This window comes from Acinetobacter sp. NEB 394 (genome assembly GCF_013374795.1).
In the GTDB taxonomy this organism is placed as follows: Bacteria; Pseudomonadota; Gammaproteobacteria; order Pseudomonadales; family Moraxellaceae; genus Acinetobacter; species Acinetobacter johnsonii.
In genome coordinates this window covers 2359307-2381439 of sequence record NZ_CP055277.1, presented here as the reverse complement: position 1 = coordinate 2381439, position 22133 = coordinate 2359307, and the positions used below count along the sequence as shown (strand labels likewise).

Annotated in this window: 20 protein-coding genes; 7 read left to right on the top strand and 13 right to left on the bottom strand. The window is 41.3% G+C overall.

All coding sequences use genetic code 11. The annotated features are described in order from the left end of the window. The first annotated feature begins 219 nt into the window (after positions 1-219). Both mnmG and HUK62_RS11390 read left to right on the top strand, forming a co-directional pair. Positions 220-2100, top strand: a complete 1881-nt coding sequence (gene mnmG / locus HUK62_RS11395; RefSeq protein WP_176537907.1) for a tRNA uridine-5-carboxymethylaminomethyl(34) synthesis enzyme MnmG — start codon at positions 220-222, stop codon at positions 2098-2100. Between the two features lie 94 nt (positions 2101-2194). Further along, positions 2195-4003, top strand: coding sequence for a tetratricopeptide repeat protein (locus HUK62_RS11390; RefSeq protein ID WP_176537906.1), 1809 nt, complete (start codon positions 2195-2197; stop codon positions 4001-4003). Positions 4004-4438: 435 nt separating this feature from the next. Here the strand turns inward: HUK62_RS11390 and HUK62_RS11385 are convergent, their stop codons facing one another. Continuing rightward, positions 4439-5440 carry a WYL domain-containing protein gene (locus HUK62_RS11385; RefSeq protein WP_176537905.1) on the bottom strand — a complete coding sequence of 334 codons (1002 nt, stop codon included), beginning with the start codon at positions 5438-5440 and terminating at the stop codon, positions 4439-4441. Between the two features lie 239 nt (positions 5441-5679). On the opposite strand from HUK62_RS11385, the gene HUK62_RS11380 reads away from it, so the two are divergent. From HUK62_RS11380 to HUK62_RS11360, 5 genes are read left to right on the top strand one after another with little or no spacing between them, the layout of a single operon-like run. Then, complete coding sequence (locus HUK62_RS11380) at positions 5680-7230, top strand: circularly permuted type 2 ATP-grasp protein (RefSeq protein ID WP_176537904.1); 1551 nt, start codon at positions 5680-5682, stop codon at positions 7228-7230. Positions 7231-7255: 25 nt separating this feature from the next. Next, positions 7256-7858: an alpha-E domain-containing protein gene (locus HUK62_RS11375; protein ID WP_176537903.1), complete on the top strand. Its 603-nt coding sequence runs from the start codon at positions 7256-7258 to the stop codon at positions 7856-7858. Continuing rightward, complete coding sequence (locus HUK62_RS11370; protein ID WP_176537902.1) at positions 7855-8634, top strand: transglutaminase family protein; 780 nt, start codon at positions 7855-7857, stop codon at positions 8632-8634. The genes HUK62_RS11375 and HUK62_RS11370 overlap by 4 nt, the downstream gene beginning before the upstream one ends. A 24-nt stretch (positions 8635-8658) precedes the next feature. Next, positions 8659-9393, top strand: coding sequence for a proteasome-type protease (locus tag HUK62_RS11365; protein ID WP_176537901.1), 735 nt, complete (start codon positions 8659-8661; stop codon positions 9391-9393). Positions 9394-9440: 47 nt separating this feature from the next. Next, positions 9441-9866: a BLUF domain-containing protein gene (locus HUK62_RS11360; RefSeq protein WP_176537900.1), complete on the top strand. Its 426-nt coding sequence runs from the start codon at positions 9441-9443 to the stop codon at positions 9864-9866. Positions 9867-9898: 32 nt separating this feature from the next. Here HUK62_RS11360 and alr read toward each other — a convergent pair whose 3' ends face one another. The 12 genes from alr to cyoA all read right to left on the bottom strand — a co-directional run bounded on the left by alr (position 9899) and on the right by cyoA (position 21884). Beyond that, positions 9899-10969: an alanine racemase gene (gene alr / locus HUK62_RS11355; RefSeq protein WP_176537899.1), complete on the bottom strand. Its 1071-nt coding sequence runs from the start codon at positions 10967-10969 to the stop codon at positions 9899-9901. A gap of 47 nt (positions 10970-11016) precedes the next feature. Next, positions 11017-12462, bottom strand: a complete 1446-nt coding sequence (dnaB, locus tag HUK62_RS11350; protein WP_004696432.1) for a replicative DNA helicase — start codon at positions 12460-12462, stop codon at positions 11017-11019. A gap of 271 nt (positions 12463-12733) precedes the next feature. Further along, positions 12734-13180 carry a 50S ribosomal protein L9 gene (rplI, locus tag HUK62_RS11345; RefSeq protein WP_058869869.1) on the bottom strand — a complete coding sequence of 149 codons (447 nt, stop codon included), beginning with the start codon at positions 13178-13180 and terminating at the stop codon, positions 12734-12736. 9 nt (positions 13181-13189) lie between these two features. Further along, the gene (gene rpsR, locus HUK62_RS11340) at positions 13190-13417 is read right to left on the bottom strand and encodes a 30S ribosomal protein S18 (RefSeq protein WP_004278792.1); all 228 of its coding nucleotides are present in this window, start codon (positions 13415-13417) and stop codon (positions 13190-13192) included. A gap of 11 nt (positions 13418-13428) precedes the next feature. Further along, positions 13429-13815: a 30S ribosomal protein S6 gene (gene rpsF, locus HUK62_RS11335; protein ID WP_004278789.1), complete on the bottom strand. Its 387-nt coding sequence runs from the start codon at positions 13813-13815 to the stop codon at positions 13429-13431. A gap of 144 nt (positions 13816-13959) precedes the next feature. Continuing rightward, on the bottom strand, positions 13960-14715 hold the full coding sequence (locus HUK62_RS11330) for a DUF3142 domain-containing protein (RefSeq protein ID WP_125280494.1): 756 nt from the start codon (positions 14713-14715) through the stop codon (positions 13960-13962). Between the two features lie 7 nt (positions 14716-14722). Next, positions 14723-16831 carry a hypothetical protein gene (locus tag HUK62_RS11325; RefSeq protein WP_176537898.1) on the bottom strand — a complete coding sequence of 703 codons (2109 nt, stop codon included), beginning with the start codon at positions 16829-16831 and terminating at the stop codon, positions 14723-14725. Between the two features lie 111 nt (positions 16832-16942). Continuing rightward, a complete protein-coding gene (gene cyoE, locus HUK62_RS11320; RefSeq protein ID WP_004982036.1) occupies positions 16943-17821 on the bottom strand; it encodes a heme o synthase in 879 nt (292 codons plus the stop codon). A gap of 10 nt (positions 17822-17831) precedes the next feature. Beyond that, positions 17832-18158 (bottom strand): cytochrome o ubiquinol oxidase subunit IV, encoded by a 327-nt coding sequence (locus tag HUK62_RS11315; protein WP_058869866.1) that lies wholly within the window; start codon positions 18156-18158, stop codon positions 17832-17834. After that, positions 18158-18814: a cytochrome o ubiquinol oxidase subunit III gene (cyoC, locus tag HUK62_RS11310; protein ID WP_176537897.1), complete on the bottom strand. Its 657-nt coding sequence runs from the start codon at positions 18812-18814 to the stop codon at positions 18158-18160. Before cyoC ends, HUK62_RS11315 begins: the two co-directional genes overlap by 1 nt. Positions 18815-18818: 4 nt before the next feature. Continuing rightward, entirely contained in the window at positions 18819-20807 is a 1989-nt protein-coding gene (gene cyoB / locus HUK62_RS11305; RefSeq protein ID WP_176537896.1) for a cytochrome o ubiquinol oxidase subunit I, read from the bottom strand. Positions 20808-20810: 3 nt separating this feature from the next. After that, on the bottom strand, positions 20811-21884 hold the full coding sequence (cyoA, locus tag HUK62_RS11300; RefSeq protein ID WP_004696450.1) for a ubiquinol oxidase subunit II: 1074 nt from the start codon (positions 21882-21884) through the stop codon (positions 20811-20813). Positions 21885-22133: the final 249 nt, after the last annotated feature.

Below are 22133 nucleotides of genomic sequence, written 5' to 3'. Positions count from 1 at the left end.
TAGGATAAAAAATGATCAAATTAATACAAGGCTTTTCAGGTAACAAAACGCATCCTTTGTTGAGTTTTTGCTATTGCTCTGCAAGTAAAATTACATAAGCCTAGCGCTGGCGCAGTCAGCACAGCGCCGCATATACAATAAATTCCACGGAATCTGTCAACTTACAATCGAAAATTTGCTATAATCTTTCGTTATCATTTTTTAATCTCCTTTACCACTATGCATTATCCTAAAGTTTACGATGTCATTGTTATCGGCGGCGGTCACGCAGGTACAGAAGCAGCATTGGCTGCGGCACGTATGGGGCGACAGACTTTACTCTTAACTCATAATATTGAGACTTTAGGGCAGATGAGCTGTAATCCAGCAATTGGTGGTATTGGTAAATCGCATTTGGTGCGTGAAATTGATGCCTTGGGTGGTGCTATGGCGTTGGCTGCCGATAAAGGTGGTATTCAATTCCGTATCCTAAACTCACGTAAAGGTGCAGCCGTTCGTGCAACACGTGCACAGGCAGACCGTATTCGCTATAAAGCCGCGATTCGTGACACTTTAGAAAACCAAGCAAATCTCGATATTTTCCAACAAGCCGCAGACGACCTGATTGTTGAGGGTGATACTGTCAAGGGCGTTGTAACTCAAACGGGTATTCGCTTTGATGCGAAAACAGTCGTACTCACCGCAGGGACGTTCTTGGGCGGTGTAATCCACGTTGGTCTTGAAAAATCAAGTGGTGGCCGTGCAGGTGATCCACCTTCAATTTCACTGGCACACCGTTTACGTGAATTGAATTTGCCAGTGGGTCGTTTAAAGACAGGTACGCCACCACGTATTGATGCGCGTTCGGTTGATTTTTCTGTGATGATTCCACAGCCGGGTGACTTCCCATCACCGACCATGTCATTCATGGGTGATGCATCTATGCACCCTGAACAAGTGAATTGTTATATTACACATACCAATGAAAAAACCCATGACATCATCCGCGGCGGTTTAGACCGTTCACCTATGTACACTGGAGTCATTGAAGGCGTGGGCCCACGTTACTGCCCATCCATTGAAGACAAAATTCACCGTTTTGCCGATAAAGACTCACATCAAGTATTCTTAGAGCCTGAAGGTCTAGATACACATGAGCTTTATCCAAATGGTATTTCAACTTCACTTCCGTTTGATGTGCAGTTTGAGCTGGTTCGTTCAATTCGTGGGATGGAAAATGCGCACATTTTACGTCCGGGCTATGCTATTGAATACGATTATTTCAACCCGCAAGCGTTGAAGTTTACTTTAGAAACCAAAGCCATCAATAACTTGTACTTTGCCGGTCAAATCAATGGTACGACAGGTTATGAAGAGGCGGGTGCACAAGGTCTACTAGCAGGCTTAAACGCTGCGCGTCGTGCGTGGGATCAAGAGCAATGGACACCAAAACGTGATGAAGCTTATATGGGCGTATTGGTAGATGACTTGATTACGCTAGGCACGAAAGAACCGTACCGTATGTTTACTTCACGTGCCGAATATCGTTTGATGTTGCGTGAAGACAATGCGGATCAACGCTTAACGCCAGTGGGTCGTGAAATGGGCTTGGTGGATGATGTGCGTTGGGCAGCTTACTGTGAAAAAATGGAAGCCGTTGAACAAGAAACTGGTCGTTTACAACACCTTTGGGCTGCACCAAATAACCCGATGGGTAAAAAGTTTGTTGAAATGACAGGTGCGGATTTATCGAAAGAGTGTTCTGCGATTGATTTGTTAAAACGTCCAAATATTTCATTTGCTCAAATTGCAGAACTCACAGGTTCTGAAGTGTCAGCGCAGCTCGGCGATCAAATTGAAATTGCGGTGAAATATGCAGGTTATATTAACCGTCAGCATGAAGACGTCGCGCAAATGAAGCGTTTGGAAGAAACCAAAATTCCGGCCGATTTTAATTATGATGTAGTTTCAGGTTTATCTCGTGAAATTACTTTAAAATTGAAAGATGTACGTCCTGAGACATTGGCTCAAGCCAATCGTATTCCGGGGGTAACACCTGCAGCAGTGCAATTGATCATGATTACGATCCGTAAAAATGCACAAGCGAAAAAATCTGCTTAATCTTTGAAAGTTATTGAAAAAGTCCGCTTTATGCGGGCTTTTTTTTGGGTAAAATCTGTGCAGGGGAAATATACAATAAAAAATAAGGTGAATTATGTCATTACATTATAAAAGTGGAGAAGAGATTTGCGCGGGTGATGTGGTTATCTGGCTCAATCAAAGTAGTGAGTTTTATCAATTTGATCAAGCCATTATGAAAGTTTGGGAGGTTGCTAAAACCAATGATGGTGAGGTGGTTGGGGTGAATTTAATGCCACCACAAGCTGAATCTCCTATGCAGATGCTGAGAGCTTTAGTCCGACCAGATGACCCTGAACCATCTTCTGACATTGTGAAAATGAAAGATGTTCCGGGACTCTATAGCATTACACGATGGTTTTTACCCTTGGAGCAGGTGTCTAAAAGTTTGGGATTGATTGAGCGTATTGAGTATTTCTCTGAGTATAAAACTGGACATGGGGCGTTAATCCTTCAATTAATTAGAGGTAAAGCCGAGCAATATCGGGGTATTTATCAATATTATTTGGCAGATCAAGCCTACCAAGAGCGTGAGTTTCAGCTCTATATTGATTTACTACGTCAATCTGCTCAGTCGGGTTATACCCCTGCGATGTGTCAGTTAGCGCAGCAATTATTCATTGGTGGAATTTTACAAAAAAGTCTGGAAGGAAGTTTTAACTGGTATCGAGAAGCCGCGTCCAAAATGGATAGCATAGCACTATATCAGTTGGCGGGATGCTATGCACGAGGTCATGGCTCCGAACAAGATTTACAAAAAAGTTTGCAGCTCTTGGAGCAGTCCTCTGAACAAGGTTGTTGGGCAGCCACATTGGGGTTGGCGGCTTATTATCGTTTTGGCTGGTTAACGTGTTTCTTGGTCAATTCAGTTTATCCAAATTATGGCGTGGTGAGCGAACATGTGATTCACTCGGCACGAGCATTCTATCTGTATCATCGAATTGCATTACAAGCGCCTGAAACTGAAAAAGGTGTTTTAGCAAATGCTTATTATCATTTAGGCTGGATGTATCAAGATGGTATCGGGACACAACAAGACTACGAGCAGTGTGCATTTTGGTATCAAAAATCTGCTGATCTGGGTAATCCCGTTGCGATCAATAATTTAGCGGATAAGTATGAGCATGGTTTAGGTGTACCACTGGATTTAGATATGGCTATTGGACTGTATCAACAAGTAGCAGGTCAGGTCATAGCGGCAGATTTAAGTTTGGGCCGTATGTATTTAGAGGGACGAGGTGTTGAGCAAGACTTCGAATTGGCTCGAAAACATTTAAATGTGGTACTGGCTGCGCGTATTAGTGGGATAGATGAGATGCAGGCAGAAGCAATGCAATTAATCGCATCCTTTACCGAAGAAAGTCCACTGCAACAGGCTCAACACGTTCTCAAAAATGCACGTAATTATTCGATTGAACAAGTTTCGGAGCAGATTAGAAAAATTGATTCATTTTTACATATGGATGAAGCCAAACAACTATTCTTCAAACTATTTTTACTGAATGCCCAAAAAGGAGAAGCTTCCTCACAGTATCAAGTGGGTTATTGGTATTTAAATGGCTTGTACACTGAGAAAGATTTGGAAGAAGCCGTGTATTGGATTCAAAAAGCGGCTGATCAAAAAGACCAATATGCGGAATGTAAAATTGGCTATTTGTATGAAAAAGGGCTCTATTTTAATGCCGATTTAGACGTTGCACAAAAATGGTATGAGCGCTCATTAAGAAAACCTTGTACATCGTATACGCCTGAATATATCGGAGAGCAGTTGAATCCTGAGTATTTAAAAATGTATGACAGAATCAATAATGAAGCCCTCAAGGGATTGGTGCGTATTGAAGAAAAGCGACCTAAACGTAGCAAGTGGCAATTTTGGAAGAAATAAAAGCGGATGATTTGTAACGATTACTGTCGAAAGGTTCTTGCAATCCACATTGGAAATGCAAGGGCCTAATCATAAGCCTGCTAACCATAAGGCTGGCTTTTTGTTTTGGCAGATAAACAAAGCAAAATAGTTGTTTAAGATAAAAACAGATAAAAATAGCCAATCATGTTATTTCACAAAAGTATCGCCATCCTTTAAATTGATTTTACGTTCTTAACATGAGGTCAACACCATGACGATGAAATCGATCCGTTTTAACAGTGGAGAGCTTGCATGCCAATGCTAGTTTGTATCAATCACCAAAAACAGCGCACTTATCTTGGTTTAGGGAAGGCATTAAACCAAGATGAGCAATGAAAACGACAAACCCAAGCAATTCAAATATCTAATACCAAAAAGACTGTAAAGCCCCTAATACTTGGGGCTTTTTTTATTTTAGTCGGTGATGGTCTGATTAACTGCATCACGAACTTCTTTGGGTTCAATGTGAGTAATTTTATGGCCAAAACTACGTAACCACCACACCAGTTGATTGGTAAAAGGTACGGTCGCATGAACCAAGATTTGCCCATTTCCAAGCGGTTCTAAAACCTGATTGGTGCTGAGCTTGGTTTCTTCCAAATACAGTGCATCTATTTCAGTCATAGTCAGGGTAAGTGCAACGGTTTTTGTAGGTTTTGAAAAGTCTACACGGAAACCTAATGCACCCGATTCGATGTATTCATCGATATCAAAATTGACTGGGTGCAAGGCACGTGTGTTTAAAACCGTCGCTGATTTGAAACGGTGCAGAGCAAAGGTTTGAATATCGGTTTTGTCGTGGCGGGTACAAATCAGATAAATAATTGCACCTTTTTGAACCAGTGCCAGAGGGTTGAGGGTATAGGTTTTTGCTTCAGCCGCTTGGTTTAAGCCTTGATAAACGCATTCCAGCTGTTTGTCTTGGAGCAGTCCTTCATAGATGGCTTGCTGCGCTGTTTTCTCCACAATCGGGGGAATCAGCGGTTGTGTCGCAGGCACAATGCGTACGCGGTTAATCCATTGGCGCACATTGTTTTGGGTAGAGAGGCTACGACGTGCTAAGTCAAACCATGGATTCATTTCTTCAATTAAGCTGGGTGGAAGAAGATGTTTAAGGTGTTCTTCAACCATCATAAATGTCACCGCTTGAGAGCTGGTCATGTGCGGTAAGCTTTGAATCGGAGCATCAGAACGCCAACGCCAGCCTTGAGGCACAGCCCCATTGTTTTCAATCGGAAAGCGTTGAGAGATTTGGTTTAAATCACGTTGAATGGTCCGTAAAGTAATATCGATGCCTTCACGTTGTAAAATCTCTTGCAGCTCTCGAGTGCCCATCCATTTTCCAGAGGAAAGGCGAGACAAAATTTGCCATTGGCGATAGAGACTATTGGACGTTTCTTTTTCTTGTATAGACATAGTTTAATAAAATATAGGAGTCGAAATTACTTACTTGAATGTGAACACAATAAGAAAACTCATTCGTTTAAGCAAGCTTTGCTTGAAATTTTTCAGTTATATTTTTTGACACAACTTAATGCGAAATAGAATTGAAGCAATGCGTTTTTTATCGATTAATTAACAAAGCATCTTTAGAAATCCATGGCATAGATATTGCTACGTATGGGTTACATATCGATAACAATTGAGAGGTTTGTATGTTTAAAGAAGATAAAGATACAAATGTAAATACGATGTTGGACGGATATAAGCTTAACTCTCCTGTATTAAATCCGATTCACTCTCATGATCGTCTATCGAGCCAGTCTGTTGGATTGTTTCATCAAATGACCTCGAATTTCTTTAATGAAATGACAGATGACCAAGCGATGTCGGGTGAGGCTTGTGCACGTATTGAGCACTGGTTGTCACAGCATAGTGTAGAAGAACTCGAAGAACTGAACCAAATTGCCAAACAGCATTTTTTATATGAAGGTATTACGTTTACTGTATATGGTGAATCTGAGGGCATTGAGCGCACCATCCCTTATGATTTAATTCCACGTGTGATCGCTAAACAACAATGGAATAAAATCTCCCTTGGCTCTGCACAACGTGTGCGAGCTTTAAATCTATTTTTACATGATATTTACCATCAACAAGACATTCTTAAAGCGAAAATTATTCCAGAACTGCAAGTTTTGACGCATGAAGCTTATCAACCGCATATGTATGAGCACCATTTAAAAGGTCAGATTTATAGCCAAATTAGTGGAATTGATATTATCCGTGATGGGCAGGGTGAGTTTTATGTACTTGAAGATAATTTAAGAACGCCGTCGGGCGTGTCTTATATGCTTGAAAGTCGTAAGATTAGTGAAAAACTCATGCCAGATTTGATGCAGAAGAACCATATTTTAGGCATAGAACAATACCCACAATTACTTAAACAAATCTTGGCTGAAAATGCTTATGTCGATCAGCCTTTCATCGTGGTGTTGACACCGGGGCGTTTTAATAGTGCCTATTATGAACATGCCTTTTTAGCCCGTGAAATGGATGTGCCTTTGGTGACATCGCGCGATTTGTTTGTAGAGCATGATAAGGTCTATGTCAAAACCATTCGTGGCCGTCAACGGGTAGATGTGATTTACCGCCGTTTGGATGATGCATACCTTGACCCGCTGTGCTTTATGCCGAATAGCACTTTAGGTGTCGCAGGGTTGATGTCGGCTTATCTGAGTCATAACGTGGTTATTGCGAATGCACCAGGCACAGGGGTTGCGGATGATAAGTCGATTTATCCTTATGTCGATAAAATGATTCAGTTCTATTTAGGTGAAAAACCTATCTTAAAAAATGTTCCGACATATCAATGCCGTGACAAGCAAGATTTGGCTTATGTACTGGAGAACCTTGAGCAGTTAGTGGTCAAAGAGGCGCAAGGTTCGGGTGGGTATGGTATGCTGATTGGACCGCAAGCCTGTAAAAGTCAAATTGAGCAATTTAGAGATAAGCTCATGGCGACGCCGCATTTATATATTGCCCAGCCTACTTTAGAGCTTTCTGTCAGTCCAACCATGACTGAATCGGGTGTGTCTGAGCGTCATATTGACCTTAGACCGTTTGTGCTCAGTTCACCGTATCGTACCGAAATTGTCCCTGGCGGTTTAACACGTGTTGCGATGAAAGAAGGTTCGTTGGTGGTCAACTCATCCCAAGGAGGAGGAATTAAAGACACTTGGGTCGTGGAAAACTTACATTCATAAAATAAACAAATATGAGGGTAGAACTATGATTTTATTAAGCACCAATGCTGAAAATATTTTTTGGTTAGGGCGTTATTTAACACGTACTCAATATTTGTGTGCTCAGTTTCCTTTTACCCAAGATCAGCCTGCAATGGATTATGCGCATGCATTTTGTTTGCCTGCTTTTGATGCGTGTTCATTGAATGAGTTGATTTTAAATCCAAACAATCCTGCTTCATTTAACCAGCAATTTCAAAGTGCTAAGAGTAATGTTCAAGACTTGCGTGGAATTTTATCTGCAAAAGCGTATGCAGAACTGAATCAATTTATTAAAAATGCCACAGAAAACACCGCTTACATTTGTGATGTGGTTGGAGAGTGTCAGGATGTACTTGAGTCTGAAGCCAGTGATATCTTTTTATTCTTTAGTTTGGGGCAAATGATTGAGCAGCTCGACCGCCAAATTCGTCTAAAACAAGATGCACAAAATACTTTAGTTGAAATAGAAAACATCGTCATGTTGTTAAAAGAAGTGGGCTGGCTAAATTTGGCACAGGCTTGGCTAGAGCTCAAATCTCAACCTGATGCGATGAATTTTTATCATTTTAGTGATTATATTCAACAATTGTTTGAGGTTGATGTATGAAACTTATGATCAATCACCAAACGCATTATCAATACAGTGAATTGGCCCTGAATAGCATTCAATATATCAAAATGACACCCACGAATAATTCACACCAAAAGGTATGTCACTGGCATGTGAGTGTGCCAGGAGAGCGTGAAGAAAAACGGGATGCCTTCCAAAATATTTGGATTACCAGTTCGCAACGTGAAGCGTATCAACAGCTGACCATAATGGCACAGGGCATTGTTGAAATTAATAGCTTGGCAGAACATGGCATCCAAGATCGTCTGAATCCCAATTTATTTTTACAACCGACGCCCAATACTCAGTGCAATGCCGAAATGAAGGCATTTGCACATCAGTATGTGCCTGAGCTGGATCGGGAAAATTTGATGAAACTGTCAGAAGCAGTTTTAGCGCATATTCCTTATGTACCTGCTGAAACCTCGGTACTCACTTCGGCAATCGATGCATTCAATGGGCAGCAAGGCGTATGTCAGGACCATAGTCATGTTTTTATTGCCATGTGTAAGCATCTTGGCTTACCAGTACGTTATGTATCGGGGTATTTGCATGTGCCTGAAACTTCACACCTCGCCAGTCACGCGTGGGCCGAGGTGTATATTGATGATGCATGGTATTGTTTTGATACCAGTAATCAATTGTTCAAACCACAGTCACATATCTATGTAGCTATTGGGCGCGATTATTGGGATGTGGCTCCCGTTCGTGGCGTACGTGAAAAAGGTGGGGTGGAATCGATGCATTCCATGGTACAAGTTTTAAGTTGTTAAGGTTTAGCTGAAAAAGGATGTTCTATGACCTATTGTTGTGCACTTCGTCTTCAAGATGGTTTGGTTTTTATAAGTGATACACGTACGAACGCAGGTGTAGACCATATATCCGTGTTTAGGAAACTGTATACCTTCGGTGTGGAGGGTGAACGCTTTATTGCGATTCAAACCTCAGGAAATTTAGCAACGACCCAAGCGGTGATTGGACATTTAAAAAATCATCTGGAGTTAAGCCAAGAACCGAATTTATATAGTGTCAATACCATGTTCGAAGCGGCTGAGTTGGTTGGACATACTTTGAAAAAAGTATTGGCGGATATGGCGCCGGACACGCAGGAACAGAGTAATTACTACTGTAGCTTATTGGTCGGTGGACAAATTAAAGGGGCAGAAATGCAACTTTATAATATCTACCCGCAGGGGAATTTTATTTGTGCGACCAAAGATACGCCGTATTTTCAAATTGGTGAAAGTAAATATGGCAAGCCGATTCTAGATCGTGCATTACGGTATGACATGCCTTTAGCCGAAGCGGTGAAGTGTAGTTTGATTTCTTTTGATTCAACCTTACGTTCCAATGTTTCTGTAGGTTTGCCCTTAGATGCTTTGGTGTACACGAGAGATAGTTTACATATTCCAGTGGGTAAGCGGATTGATGAAGAGGATCCGTATTTTTCAAGCATCAGTAAGCAATGGTCTGATACCTTAAGAAAAGGATTGCAAGAATTGGCAAAGCCGACGGATGACTATTTAGTATAAACGTGTTAGATGCTAAAAATAATGAAATCAATCAATTGGGGAAGTCTATGCGGCAAATTTGCTATGCAAGTACTTCAACTTCGGATCATGTACAGCTTCTTCAAGATGTTCGGGACATTTTAAGCGAAGCATGTGATTTTAATACAGTACATAATATTTCAGGCGTTCTTTATTATGCTGATCAGCATTATTTCCAGTGCTTAGAAGGGGATGAAGCTGCTTTAGAATTATTAATGTCGAAATTATTGAAAGACCCTAGACATAAAGATATCAAAGTCTTTGAGGCGAAAACCATTCACGCGGCACATTTTAGAGCTTGGGGCATGAAGTATGTGCAACGTATGAGTCGCGTACATACCAAAATGCGTGAGATGGGTTTTGCAACATTTCAACCGCAGAGTATGAGTCAACAACAAATTGATCAGTTGTTACAAGACCTTTACGATGCCCAGTCTGATGAGAGTTTGTGTTGAAAAAAGCCCAAGTAGAACTTGGGCTTTTTTTGTTAGATTTGCTTACGTATAGGGCGATTACTTAACCGGCAAAGTAGCTCATAACCAATGGTTCCATTGGCTTCCGCAACATCGTCAACTAAGCGGTTTTCACCCCAGAGCTCAACCTTTGTACCGAGTTTGGCGTTTAAACCCGTCACATCGATAGCAATCATGTCCATCGCCACTCGGCCCACAACAGCTACTGCCTGACCATCTATAGCAACATAGTTTTGCTTTGGAAATGCACGTGGATAGCCATCTCCATAACCAATCGAAACAATGGCCAGTTCAGTTTCTTGGTTGGCGACAAAATGTGAACCATAGCCGACACCTTCACCTGCTTGAATGGTATTTAATGCAATAATTTCCGCAGTGAAAGTCATAACTGGCTTTAAGTCCAAGTCGTGTGCATTTTTATTGGCAAAAGGTGATGCACCGTAAAGCATGATACCGGGACGAACAAAATCAAAATTAAGTTCTGGCCATTTAAAAATAGCAGCTGAGTTACAACATGAGGCTAAAATTGGTGAACACGCTTCTTTGATGTGTAGAAATTGCGCACGTTGCTGCTCATTGAGTGGGTGATCCGCATCGGCATTGGCAAAGTGCATTGCTAGGACACATGTAAAGCCTTCTGCTTTTAAAGTGTTGATAACATCAATGATTTCGGCAACTTTAAAGCCTAAACGGTTCATACCGCTATTGAGTTTGACCCATACTTTAAGCTTTTGTGCGATATACGCGGTTTTATGTGCGATTAACCAATCGACTTGCTGTTGCTGATGAACCACACACTCGATATTTTGTTCAATGACGGTTTGCATTTCATCTGCTGAGAAAACACCTTCAATTAGGGTAATCGGCTGTTTAAAGCCGAGTTCACGAATCTCTAATGCTTCTTCTAAACAGGCGACGCCAAAGGCATCGGTTTCACTTAAGGCTGCTAAACAGTCTTTGACTCCGTGTCCATAAGCATTGGCTTTGACCATGCTGACGATTTTCGCGTTTGGGGCAAGTTGTTTGACACGGTTTAAATTATATTGCAGCGCTTGGCTATCAATATAAACTGTTGCTTGACGCACCCTAATTACTCCTACAGGGTCATGGAAGGGCGACGATGAGGTTTTAATTATTCCTCATCATCGTACTGAGCATAAAACTCAGGGGATAAGTTACTAAAGCGGGTATATTGGCCTTCAAAAGCAAGTCGAACGGTACCAATAGGACCGTTACGCTGTTTACCAATAATAATTTCAGCGGTGCCCGCTTCTTTGGACTCTTTGTTATAGACCTCGTCACGGTAAATAAACATGATTAAGTCGGCGTCCTGCTCGATCGCACCGGATTCACGTAAGTCTGACATCACGGGACGTTTGTTGGGACGATTCTCGAGGGAACGGTTAAGCTGCGATAGTGCAATTACAGGGCACATCATTTCTTTGGCAAGAGCTTTTAAGCTTCGTGAAATTTCTGAAATCTCACCGACACGGTTATCACCCATACCTGGTACTTTCATCAGCTGTAAGTAATCGACCATGATGCAGCCGAGTTTACCATCGTGCTGTTTGGCAATACGACGTGCGCGAGCACGAACTTCTGTAGGTGGAAGAGCAGAGGAGTCGTCGATATAGAGCTTTTTCTCTTGCAGTTGCAAAATGGTGCCGGTAACTTTTGACCATTCATCACCATCGAGTTTACCTGAACGTAAATGTCCCTGATGGACTTTCCCGTAAGAGGAGATCAAACGCATGGCGATGGAGTCGGCTGGCATCTCCATGGAGTAAACCAAGGCAGGTAGGTCATTATTAAACAGCACGCTTTCCACCAAATTCATGGCAAAAGTGGTTTTACCCATCGATGGACGAGCTGCAACAATAATCAAATCACCTGCTTGCATGCCCGAGGTTTTATTGTCGAGCTCAAGGAAGCCTGTGGTTAAACCCGTAATGCTGCCTTCCATTTGCGACAGCTCATTCAGCTTATCAAATACATCAGCTACAACTGTATTGATGGCTTTAGGCCCTTGAGCTTTGGCATTGTTATTGTGTTGTTCTGCCAAAGAGAAAATATTGGTTTCGGCCAAATCTAAAATTTCACTCACGTTACGACCTTTGGTGTCATAGGCATTTTGCAAAATTTCAGAGCTAACCTTGATCATGCTACGCAAAGTTGAAAATTCTTTGATCTTGGTGGCATAAGTTTCCATGTTATAGAAACTAGACGGGGAGTCTGCCATCAATTGCATCAGGTACTCTTCACCACCAACCGCATCGAGTAGGTTTTGTGTGGTGAGCCAGTCATGCACTAAAACCGCATCATAGGGTGAACTGTCTTTGGAGAGTTGCGCAATGGCGCGAAAAATATATTTATGGCGCGTCGCATAAAAGTCATTTTCAGTCAGTACATCGCCAACTTGTTCAAAGGATTCAGCAACCGTCATTAAAGCGGCAAGTACAGCTTGTTCCAATGCTAAGTTATGCGGAGGTGTACGGAATTCTTTCAGTTGCCCTGACTCATTCGGTTTATTGTCTTGTTTCGATGAGCTCTTTTGAGCAGTGGCATTCGCCTGTGACATATAACGCCCTGATTTTAATACAGTAAGAGGGATAACTTAAGATAAATTTCACTGTAAATTTGGAAAAAATTACAGCCATTTAACTCTATGCACTTTAACAAAAAATGCAGCTGCTGTGTGCTGAATTCAAGGCTTATGGATAAAACCCATAATATTCAAATTTGGCATTTTACGGGGCAGACTGATAAAGTTTTAAGCTGAGCGAAGAAACTACTTTTTCATAGAGATAAAAAAAGAGCATGCAAAAGCATGCTCTTTTTTTTGCAAGAAATTACTCAGATACGATAGTAACGAGAACTTCAGCAACAACATCATGGTGCAATTGGATTGCGATGTTGAATTCGCCAGTGTGACGAAGTGCACCGTTCGGTAAACGAACTTCTGCACGGTCAACTTCAAGACCAGCATTTGTTAACGCGTCAGCGATATCACGAGTACCGATAGAACCGAATAGTTTACCTTCGTCACCAGCTTTCGCAGTGATTACGATGTTAACTTCGTCTAATTGGCTAGCACGCGCTTGAGCAGCAGCTAAAATATCAGCTTCAGCTTTCTCAAGTTCAGCACGACGAGCTTCAAAAGCAGCAGTGTTAGCTTCAGTAGCTGCTACTGCTTGACCTTGAGGGATAAGGTAGTTGCGGCCGTAACCAGCTTTAACTGAAACTTTATCGCCTAATTTACCAAGGTTTTTAATGCGTTGTAATAAGATAATATCCACAGCTCAACCTCACTTATGATTGTCAGTGTAAGGGATCAAAGACAAATAGCGAGCTTGTTTAATAGCAAGCGCTAATTGACGTTGGTAACGAGCTTTAGTACCTGTAATACGGCTAGGAACAATTTTGCCGTTTTCAGTGATGTACTGTTTTAAAGTGTCGATATCTTTGTAGTCGATGTACGTAACGTTCTCAGCTGTAAAGCGGCAGAACTTGCGACGACGGTAAAAACGTGCCATTGATGTTCTCCTTATGCTTCAGCAGAGTCTTGAGCGTGTTGTGCTTCTTCACGTTGAGCTTTACGCGCACGTTTTTCTTCAGCACTCTTAGCCAATAGTGACTCTTCAGTGATAGCGTTCTCACGACGGATGATAAGGCTACGAATAATTGCATCGTTGTAACGGAACAATTCTTCTAACTCATCAAGAGTAGTTTGACCACACTCAACATTCATAAGAATGTAGTGAGCTTTGTGGATCTTGTTAATTGGGTAAGCCAATTGACGACGGCCCCAGTCTTCAAGACGGTGAATTTGACCTTCAGCTTCTTTGATGTGAGTTAGGTAGCGTTCTACCATACCAACGACTTGATCGCTTTGATCAGGGTGTACTAAAAGTACGATTTCGTAATGACGCATTGTCAGCTCCTTACGGTTTAAACAGCCCCTAACAAAAAAGTTGTTAGAAGCAAGGAGTCACAACCTAGGTTGTGTCGCATTAGATGCGAAGGGGGAATTTTAGAGACTTTGCTCGCCAAATTCAAGAACTTCTCTTAAAAAGCCCTAATTATTTTGAGGTTTTGAGCGTAAAAGGAAGACGACATAGCCTTTAAAGTTCGGATCATTTTCAAGCTTGGGCGGTCTATGCCACTCACCATATTGAACAATGCCAATTTTATAAGGCAGTTTTAGTGCTGAAACTTTTTTTAGATAAGCTGCATAGTTGGGTATGGTGGTTGAACTTTGATAAGTTTGAATGACCAACTCGTCGATGGTGTTATTCAGGAGGTTTAAAGTCTCCTGATTTGTCACATTGGTCCAGTCCATTAAACCCGTGATACTGAGTTGATAGTGCTGCGGCAATTGTTTTCTTAATTGACTTAAGAATAGCGCATATTGGTGAATGTGTTTGGTTTTGGCATCGAAATCAATTTGTATGCCTTGAATATGATTCCCTGCATTTTCCCATTGCTGAACGCGTTTTAAAATTTGTGTAAGTTCTTGGCCCTGCCAGTCTAAATGATAATTACGAAAAACTAGCCACACCTTTTGCTGAGGAATTTTTAAGACGCTTACGCCTTGCGGTATAAGCTTAGAGTGATGTTTTTGGGAGTCTAAACGGATTTCACCTTGTAAAATATAAAGTTCTTTAGCCACTTTTAGGTAAGGGGCAGTTGAAATATTGCCCCAAATCCAAAATGCATCATAGTCTTCGGCATTTACCGAACCAAATGTTGAAGCTGGCTGACTCGGCTGACAAGCCATGATGCTCAGCATACAGATCAACGTTATAACAACTGAAAAAATATGCTTCAACATATACGTTTTACCAATAATACTTTAAAGATTGTGCCCAAGCGGTAGTTGGATAGTCGCGTTTAATGTGGTCGAACCATTGTTTACGGGTAGATTTTTCAACTTCTGCATCCTGACAGTCATTCACCCCGCTTGGTGAATAACACATGATTGAGCGATAAAGTGCATACGCTTTTAAATCGGCTACAGAACTGGATTTGATGATGTCTTTATACACTTGGCCACGGGTAAAAATTGCACCTTGGAAGCTAGCAGTTTCTTTTTCTAAAGTGGTGACATAGCTTATGTTATAACCTTGAGGCGAGCGCGCATATTCACCCAAACAAAGTCGGAGTTTTGAATCTTGAGGTGAATTTTCAAGTTTCTGAGTCAGACTGAATAAGTCAGGGCATTGAATCTGTGGCGTAATTTGCGTTCCTGCCCAAATGAAATCACTAAGGGGCGGTTGATTTTTATAGTTTTGATATGTTTCTGAGTCATATTTATACTTCGCAGCATCTTGTGGTAGTAGTACAAAGGCTTGATTAAACAGTTTAAAGTTTTGATGCACCAATGATTTTTGCAAAGTTTTATATAAAGCTAAATTTTTTTGATCTGTATTTGATGCTTTGCTCTGTACAATTTGCATTAAGCTTTTTTCATTGGCTTCATTTTCAATAAAGCTTTTTTGCAATGAAGCTTGTTTGATTTTAGCATTTGAACCGATAAAGGCGCTGGCATTTTGCTGTTGGGTATAATGTGGATATAACATCAGCTCAAATAAGCCACGTTGTTCAACTCCTTTTGATTGACTAAGTAAACCTTCCCAATACTGCTGTGCATTTTGAGTTTGTCCGAGTTTCTCTAGAATACGACCTTTTAACAAGATTTGACTGAGTTGAAGGTGGCTATCAATTGAATTAGAGGAATGTTCTGGCAAATATTTTAAAGCTTCGGCTGGTTTGTCTTGCACAAAGAATAAGTGATTGGCTTGTAGATATTGGAACAGTTCTGGCTGACTCTTAAATAGTGTTTTTTGGTTGTTGAGTTCAGACCAGCTTAAGACTTTATCTTCTGCCGATGTTGCCTGACGCATTTGCATTAAGTCTGAAATAGCCAGAAAGAACGGATCTTTTAGATTTTTTGGATTGAATGAGCGGCTTTGAAAAACATGGCGATCCATTTCAAAGGCTAGATTATCGAGCTCTAAATTATAGTATTTGGAATCAGGATGATTGATTTGCCATGCGAGTTCGTTGGTCAGGAGTTCGGTATTCCCACTCAGCCAATAACAACGACGCAGTAAACCGCGTGCACTTGCCGCATATTTTCCCTCAGGAAAGCGTTTGAAGTAGGTCGTGATATGCTCATAGGTATTTTTGAGTAAAGTCTGATCTACTTTATCGATTTTTAAGTCACCATATTCACCGACACCCGACTGATAACTTTCATTGAGGCTGCTACGGATCAACATATATTGTGATGTTTCTTTGATCCAAGACTGATCAACCGTAGTTAATACTGAGTAAATTTTAGTAGCTGTGGAAAAGTTACTATTATAAAAGGCAATGGTTGCATTTAAATAAGACGCATACTGACGTGCTTGTATAGACCAGTTCGGATTGACTTGGATGAGGGCAAGATCACGGTCACAGGCCGAGATATTTTGTCTTTCTTGAATCAGTAAATCTTTTTCCACTTTGCTGAGATTTTGGTCGGCTTTCACCTGTTGGGTAAATTGATCCGCACCATTGTCTAGACTACTGCAATGTTCTTGGTAGGGTGTTTTTTCATTGCTTGGTTTTAATCGGGCATTCGGTCGTTTATTGGTTGCGCTTTCAAACAATGTTTTAGCCGCAAATGGTACGTTGCTATATTCAGTTTCCCAAAGCGGACTATTTGGCTGATTAAAATTCAATTTGGCCAAGCCCATGTCGCTCAGGAGTAGGAGCATATTGGTTTGATTGTCATTGGCGGGCGTGAGCGCAGGCAAATTGTCACAGGCTGTATACGCATTGGTTTGAATGTTGGTCGATGGGTAGCAAGAAACATCGAAACCAGAAAAACTGTGCGTGCTATAAGCAAGAGTGATAGGGAATAGACTAATAAAAATAGATTTTTTAAAAAATTGTGATGGCATTTTCATTGCAGAGCATGAGTTATTGTTGTGTCTGCTATGGTAACAATTTAAAGACTAGACTTAAATATTGAATAAGTTGAAATAAAAAAAGATAGAGAGAACTCTATCTTTTTAAAACAGCGGCAAATGTGGCGCAGGTGAGACATAGCTAAAACTAAAACTAAAACTTAATGCAGTAATTAAAATCACTGAATATAAGAAATAGCGTTTTGCCCAAACCTGATCATTTTCAGCTTTAAAACCAATGATTGATAAATATACCCAATAAGCACAGAGTGCGTTAAAGGTGATAAGAAAAAACATATTGGTATAGCCAAAACAATACAAACCATTTAACACCGCAGCAAACAGCAAGACATAAATCAAGCTTTCAACTTTCGTGCGGAAAATTGAACGTGCTACAGGTAAAATTGGAATGCCTGCATTTTTATAGTCGTCAAAGCGGTATACCGCAATTCCCCATGAATGAGGCATTTGCCAAAGTGCATATGCTAAGAAAAGCAACAATGCGGCAACATCAAATTCATTGGTCACAGCTGTATAGCCGATCACTGGTGGACTAGCACCAGAAATACTTCCAATCACGGTTTGGTGAATAGATGTGCGTTTGCTCCATAGACTATAAAAAATCACATAAACCACAAAACCAAGTACAGCAAAGCCAAAGGCATAAGCATTAACAAAGAACCAGAGTAGGGCGAAACCTAATATTCCAAGCGCAGCAGAAAATGCCAAAGCAACGGAAGGACTGATGGTTTTTTTAACTAATGCACGGTTCATCGTCCGTTCCATCTTTTGATCAATATCTTGATCAATGACGTTATTGACGACACAGCCAGAAGCAACAACCAGTGTTGTACCGAGTAGGGTGATGAGAAGAAGGAGGAAATCTACAGACCCCTGAGCGGCTAAAAAGAAGCCGCCCAGAGTGGTAACGAAGTTACCAAAGAGAATTCCTGGTTTAGTCAGGAATAAATACTTTTTCAACATGACGATCAGTTTAGATCATCATGTTGTAGTGTAAGTAGTTCATAATCCATACAGAGCCGACTAGAAGTACAGCAATACAAAGTACTGTATAGATAAATGCAATCACGTTCCAACGTTGCTCTGAAGATGAGTTCATGTGCAAGAAGTAAACTAATTGAACTAGAACCTGAGCAACCGCTGTAATTGCAATAACCGCCATAACAATACCACGGCCAAAACCACCTGCCATTACCATACCAAAAGGAATAATGGTAAGAATAACAGATAGGATAAAGCCAATCATATATTGCTTAGTGTTACCGTGTGATGCACCAGCAGAGTTGTGATCGTGACTCATTAGAGAACTCCCATCAAGTAAACTACGCTGAATACACAGATCCAAACGATGTCAAGGAAGTGCCAGAACAAGCTTAGGCAAGCTAAACGACGCATGTTCGGAAGAGTCAAACCATATTTCTTGATCTGAATCATCAAAATGATCATCCATACCAAACCTGAAGTTACGTGAATACCGTGCGTACCAACCAAAGTAAAGTACGCAGATAAGAACGCACTTGTAGTTGGTCCAGCTCCATGAATAGTTTCACCCAATGAGTTTACATATTCATAATGGAAAGCTAAATGGTTGAACTCATAAAGTTCCATACCAATAAAGATCGCACCGAAAACCCATGTCACGCCTAACCAAGTTAGAACTTTGGCAACATCTTTCTTGTAAGCAGCTAAAACAGCAAAACCGAAAGTTACAGAAGAAATCAACAGGGCAAAAGTTTCTGTAAGAACGAAGCCTAATGACTCGCCAAACAAATCTTGAGCTGTTGGAGTGCCTACTGGAACGTGGCTACTTAATACAGCGAACGCGATGAAGAGTGTACCGAATAGAATCAAGTCACTCATCAAATAAGTCCAAAAACCAAAGACGGTGATGTCAGTATCATCGTGGTGATGATGCTCATCGTGTCCGTGGTTTTCGTGATGAAGTACGTCGGCCATTGTCTTAGTCCTTCTTCAAATGTTTTTCAAGAATCGCGTAACGTTCATTTTCAATACGCTCAACTTCAGCAGCAGGAACATAGTAGTCCACTTTCTTCGTGAACGAAGACGCGATGAAGCTGATAATAGAAGCGATGAACATCACAACAACTAACCACCAGATATGCCAGATTAAACCAAAGCCCATAACAGTAATGAACATGGCAATCACAACACCAGCAGCACGATTCGTTGGCATATGAATGTCTTCGTATGAAGTAGGTTTCGCATATGCTACGCCATTCTCTTTGTCATTCCAGAACGTATCAATACCATTGATTGTTGGAAGGTGAGCAAAGTTGTAGAACGGAGCAGGAGACGAAGTCGCCCATTCAAGTGTACGACCATCCCATGGATCGCCTGTAAGGTCGAGGTTGTCGTTGCGTTGTAAGTAACCAACAACAATCTGCATAACGAAACATGCAATACCAATCGCGACTAACACAGAACCGAAGAATGCAATAGCAATGTACGGATCCCATTCAGGGTTGTCATATGTATTCAAACGACGAGTCATACCCATGAAACCAAGGATATAAAGTGGCATGAACGCAAAGTAGAAACCGAAGAACCAGAACCAGAACGCAGCTTTACCCCATGCTTCATTGAGCTTCCAACCAAACATTTTCGGCCAGTAGAAAATGATGCCGGCAAACATACCAAACACCACACCACCGATAATTACGTTATGGAAGTGAGCAATCAAGAACAATGAGTTGTGTACAAGGAAGTCCGCAGGTGGAACAGCCATTAATACACCAGTTAAACCGCCAATACCGAATGTTACAAGGAAGCCAAGCGTCCATAACATAGGAGTAGTGAAGGTAATACGACCCTTATACATCGTGAATAACCAAGAGAAGATTTTCACACCTGTAGGAATCGCAATAACCATGGTCATGATACCAAAGAACGCATTCACGTTCGCACCAGCACCCATGGTGAAGAAGTGGTGAAGCCATACTACGAACGCAAGTACTGTGATCGCAATTGTTGCATACACCATTGATTTGTAACCGAACAACGTTTTACGAGAGAACGTTGATACAACTTCAGAGTAAATACCAAATGCTGGTAATACTAAGATGTAAACTTCTGGGTGACCCCATGTCCAAATCAAGTTTACATACAACATTGGGCTACCACCCATGTCATTTGTAAAGAAGTGGAAACCGAAGTAACGGTCAAGCGTTAACATCGCAATTGTTGCTGTTAACACTGGGAATGACGCAATGATCAATACAGCTGTACACAAAGATGTCCAAGTAAAGATCGGCATGTCCATAAGTGACATACCAGGCGCGCGCATTTTAATGATGGTAACGAAGAAGTTAACACCTGTTAATAGCGTACCTAAACCTGAAATCTGAAGTGCCCAGATATAGTAGTCCACACCCACGCCTGGAGAATATTCGATACCTGAAAGAGGAGGATAAGCCATCCAACCTGTTGCAGCGAATTCACCAATTGCAAGAGATGCCATCATTAAGCCTGCAGCACCAGCAAATAACCAGAAGCTTAGAGAGTTTAATAATGGGAAGGCAACGTCACGTGCACCAATTTGAAGTGGTACAGAGATGTTCATTAAGCCAACAACTAGACCCATTGCTACGAAGAAGATCATGATTACACCGTGTGCGGTGAAGATCTGATCGTAGTGTTCTGGGTGTAAATAACCTTCACCGCCACCTTTTGCAAGGAACAGTTGAAGACGCATCATAATCGCATCGGCGAAACCACGCAAAAGCATGATGATCGATACGAAAAGATACATGATACCAATTTTTTTATGGTCGACTGATGTGAACCATTCGTTCCACAAGTAGCCCCATTTTTTAAAGTAGGTAATACCAGCAACAACTGCGATACCACCTAAGATCATCATTGCAACTGTGACCAGTACAATTGGATCGTGCGGAATAACGTCCGGACCTAACTTACCTAAGAAGCTCATGTCTTATTCCCCTACAACTGATGAAGCAGGTTCAACAGCGGCATGTGCTTCAGATGAAGCAGCCCCGTGAGCACCCGCAGTCGCTGAGTGATCAGCACCGTGATAGTTGCTCATATATTTGCTGATGACTGACTTAAACAAGCCTTCCTCTACAGAAGAGTAGTAAGTCACAGGGTGTGGCTTAGTTGGATAAGGCTTCATTGCCTCAGCAGCAGCCTTCTCTTCAGGAGTTTTTGCTTTTGAAATCAAAACTTCAATTTGGTGTTTACCACGGTTACCGTCACGTAAAGACTCAAATTCAGCTTGATCTAAAATTGTTTTTTGTACAGCTTTAGGATTAATGCTTGTACCGTTACCTGCTTTAACTGCAGCAACCCATTCAGCGAATTGAGCGTCAGTTACAGAGTGAGCACGGAAGCGCATTTGCGAGAAGCCGTAGCCTGAATAGTTTGAAGAGAAACCGCGGTAGCCTTCAGCTGGGCTAGTTCCATCTGCTAACAAATTCAAGTGCGTTTGCATGCCTGCCATTGCATAAATTTGACCGCCTAACGCAGGGATGAAGAACGAGTTCATCGTGAAGTTAGAGGTAATTTTAAGTGCAACTGGAGTTTTTTCAGGGAAACGAATTTCGTTAACCGTCGCAATGTTAAGATCAGGGTAAATGAAGATCCATTTAAACTGTTCTGCAATGACTTGAATATTTACAGGTGCTTTATCAGATTCGAGTGGGCGGTAAGGGTCATACTTGTGTGAACCCCACCAAGTTAACCAAGCCAGAATACCAATAATAATGACAGGAATACCCCAAACTACAATTTCAATTGCAGTAGAGTGTGCCCATGTAGGTTTATAGTCTGCATCTTTATTCGACGCGCGATATTTCCAACCAAACCATAATGCCATTACGACTGATGGAATAACCACCAATAGCATTAAATAGATCGCAGTCATCATTAAGTCAGATTGACCTTGTGCAACTGGACCTTTTGAGTTTAGAAGTACCATATCACCACCACACCCAGTTAAGAGCGCGGCTATCGCAGATAAAGACAATACAGCTAAAATCGTTTGTCTCATTTTACAACCTCGGTGAAGAGTCCCATTCCCTAATAAAATTGGGATAGCGAATAAAGTGTAGCATGATTGAAAAGTTTCTTTTTAAGTCTAAAAACACTTCTCAATCATAAGACACCGCTACGTTGTAGGGCATTATGCCTCATATCGACAAACTAAGCTATACGTAAAGATGCTTTAAATGACTGTTATAAAAACCGATTTTTCACTCGGAATTTTATAATTTCTTTGTGGATTTATTTTGAATATCAA

Bases quoted from the DNA above. Each gene is read 5' to 3' on its own strand.
- cyoC (WP_176537897.1), bottom strand. From the start codon at position 18,814: ATGGCCGACGTACTTCATCACGAAAACCACGGACACGATGAGCATCAT.
- dnaB (WP_004696432.1), bottom strand. From the start codon at position 12,462: ATGTCACAGGCGAATGCCACTGCTCAAAAGAGCTCATCGAAACAAGAC.
- HUK62_RS11380 (WP_176537904.1), top strand. From the start codon at position 5,680: ATGTTTAAAGAAGATAAAGATACAAATGTAAATACGATGTTGGACGGA.
- HUK62_RS11325 (WP_176537898.1), bottom strand. From the start codon at position 16,831: ATGCCATCACAATTTTTTAAAAAATCTATTTTTATTAGTCTATTCCCT.
- cyoB (WP_176537896.1), bottom strand. From the start codon at position 20,807: ATGAGCTTCTTAGGTAAGTTAGGTCCGGACGTTATTCCGCACGATCCA.
- HUK62_RS11390 (WP_176537906.1), top strand. From the start codon at position 2,195: ATGTCATTACATTATAAAAGTGGAGAAGAGATTTGCGCGGGTGATGTG.
- cyoE (WP_004982036.1), bottom strand. From the start codon at position 17,821: ATGTTGAAAAAGTATTTATTCCTGACTAAACCAGGAATTCTCTTTGGT.
- rpsF (WP_004278789.1), bottom strand. From the start codon at position 13,815: ATGCGTCATTACGAAATCGTACTTTTAGTACACCCTGATCAAAGCGAT.
- HUK62_RS11315 (WP_058869866.1), bottom strand. From the start codon at position 18,158: ATGAGTCACGATCACAACTCTGCTGGTGCATCACACGGTAACACTAAG.
- rpsR (WP_004278792.1), bottom strand. From the start codon at position 13,417: ATGGCACGTTTTTACCGTCGTCGCAAGTTCTGCCGCTTTACAGCTGAG.
- HUK62_RS11370 (WP_176537902.1), top strand. From the start codon at position 7,855: ATGAAACTTATGATCAATCACCAAACGCATTATCAATACAGTGAATTG.
- cyoA (WP_004696450.1), bottom strand. From the start codon at position 21,884: ATGAGACAAACGATTTTAGCTGTATTGTCTTTATCTGCGATAGCCGCG.
- HUK62_RS11360 (WP_176537900.1), top strand. From the start codon at position 9,441: ATGCGGCAAATTTGCTATGCAAGTACTTCAACTTCGGATCATGTACAG.
- HUK62_RS11375 (WP_176537903.1), top strand. From the start codon at position 7,256: ATGATTTTATTAAGCACCAATGCTGAAAATATTTTTTGGTTAGGGCGT.
- HUK62_RS11385 (WP_176537905.1), bottom strand. From the start codon at position 5,440: ATGTCTATACAAGAAAAAGAAACGTCCAATAGTCTCTATCGCCAATGG.
- HUK62_RS11365 (WP_176537901.1), top strand. From the start codon at position 8,659: ATGACCTATTGTTGTGCACTTCGTCTTCAAGATGGTTTGGTTTTTATA.
- mnmG (WP_176537907.1), top strand. From the start codon at position 220: ATGCATTATCCTAAAGTTTACGATGTCATTGTTATCGGCGGCGGTCAC.
- HUK62_RS11330 (WP_125280494.1), bottom strand. From the start codon at position 14,715: ATGTTGAAGCATATTTTTTCAGTTGTTATAACGTTGATCTGTATGCTG.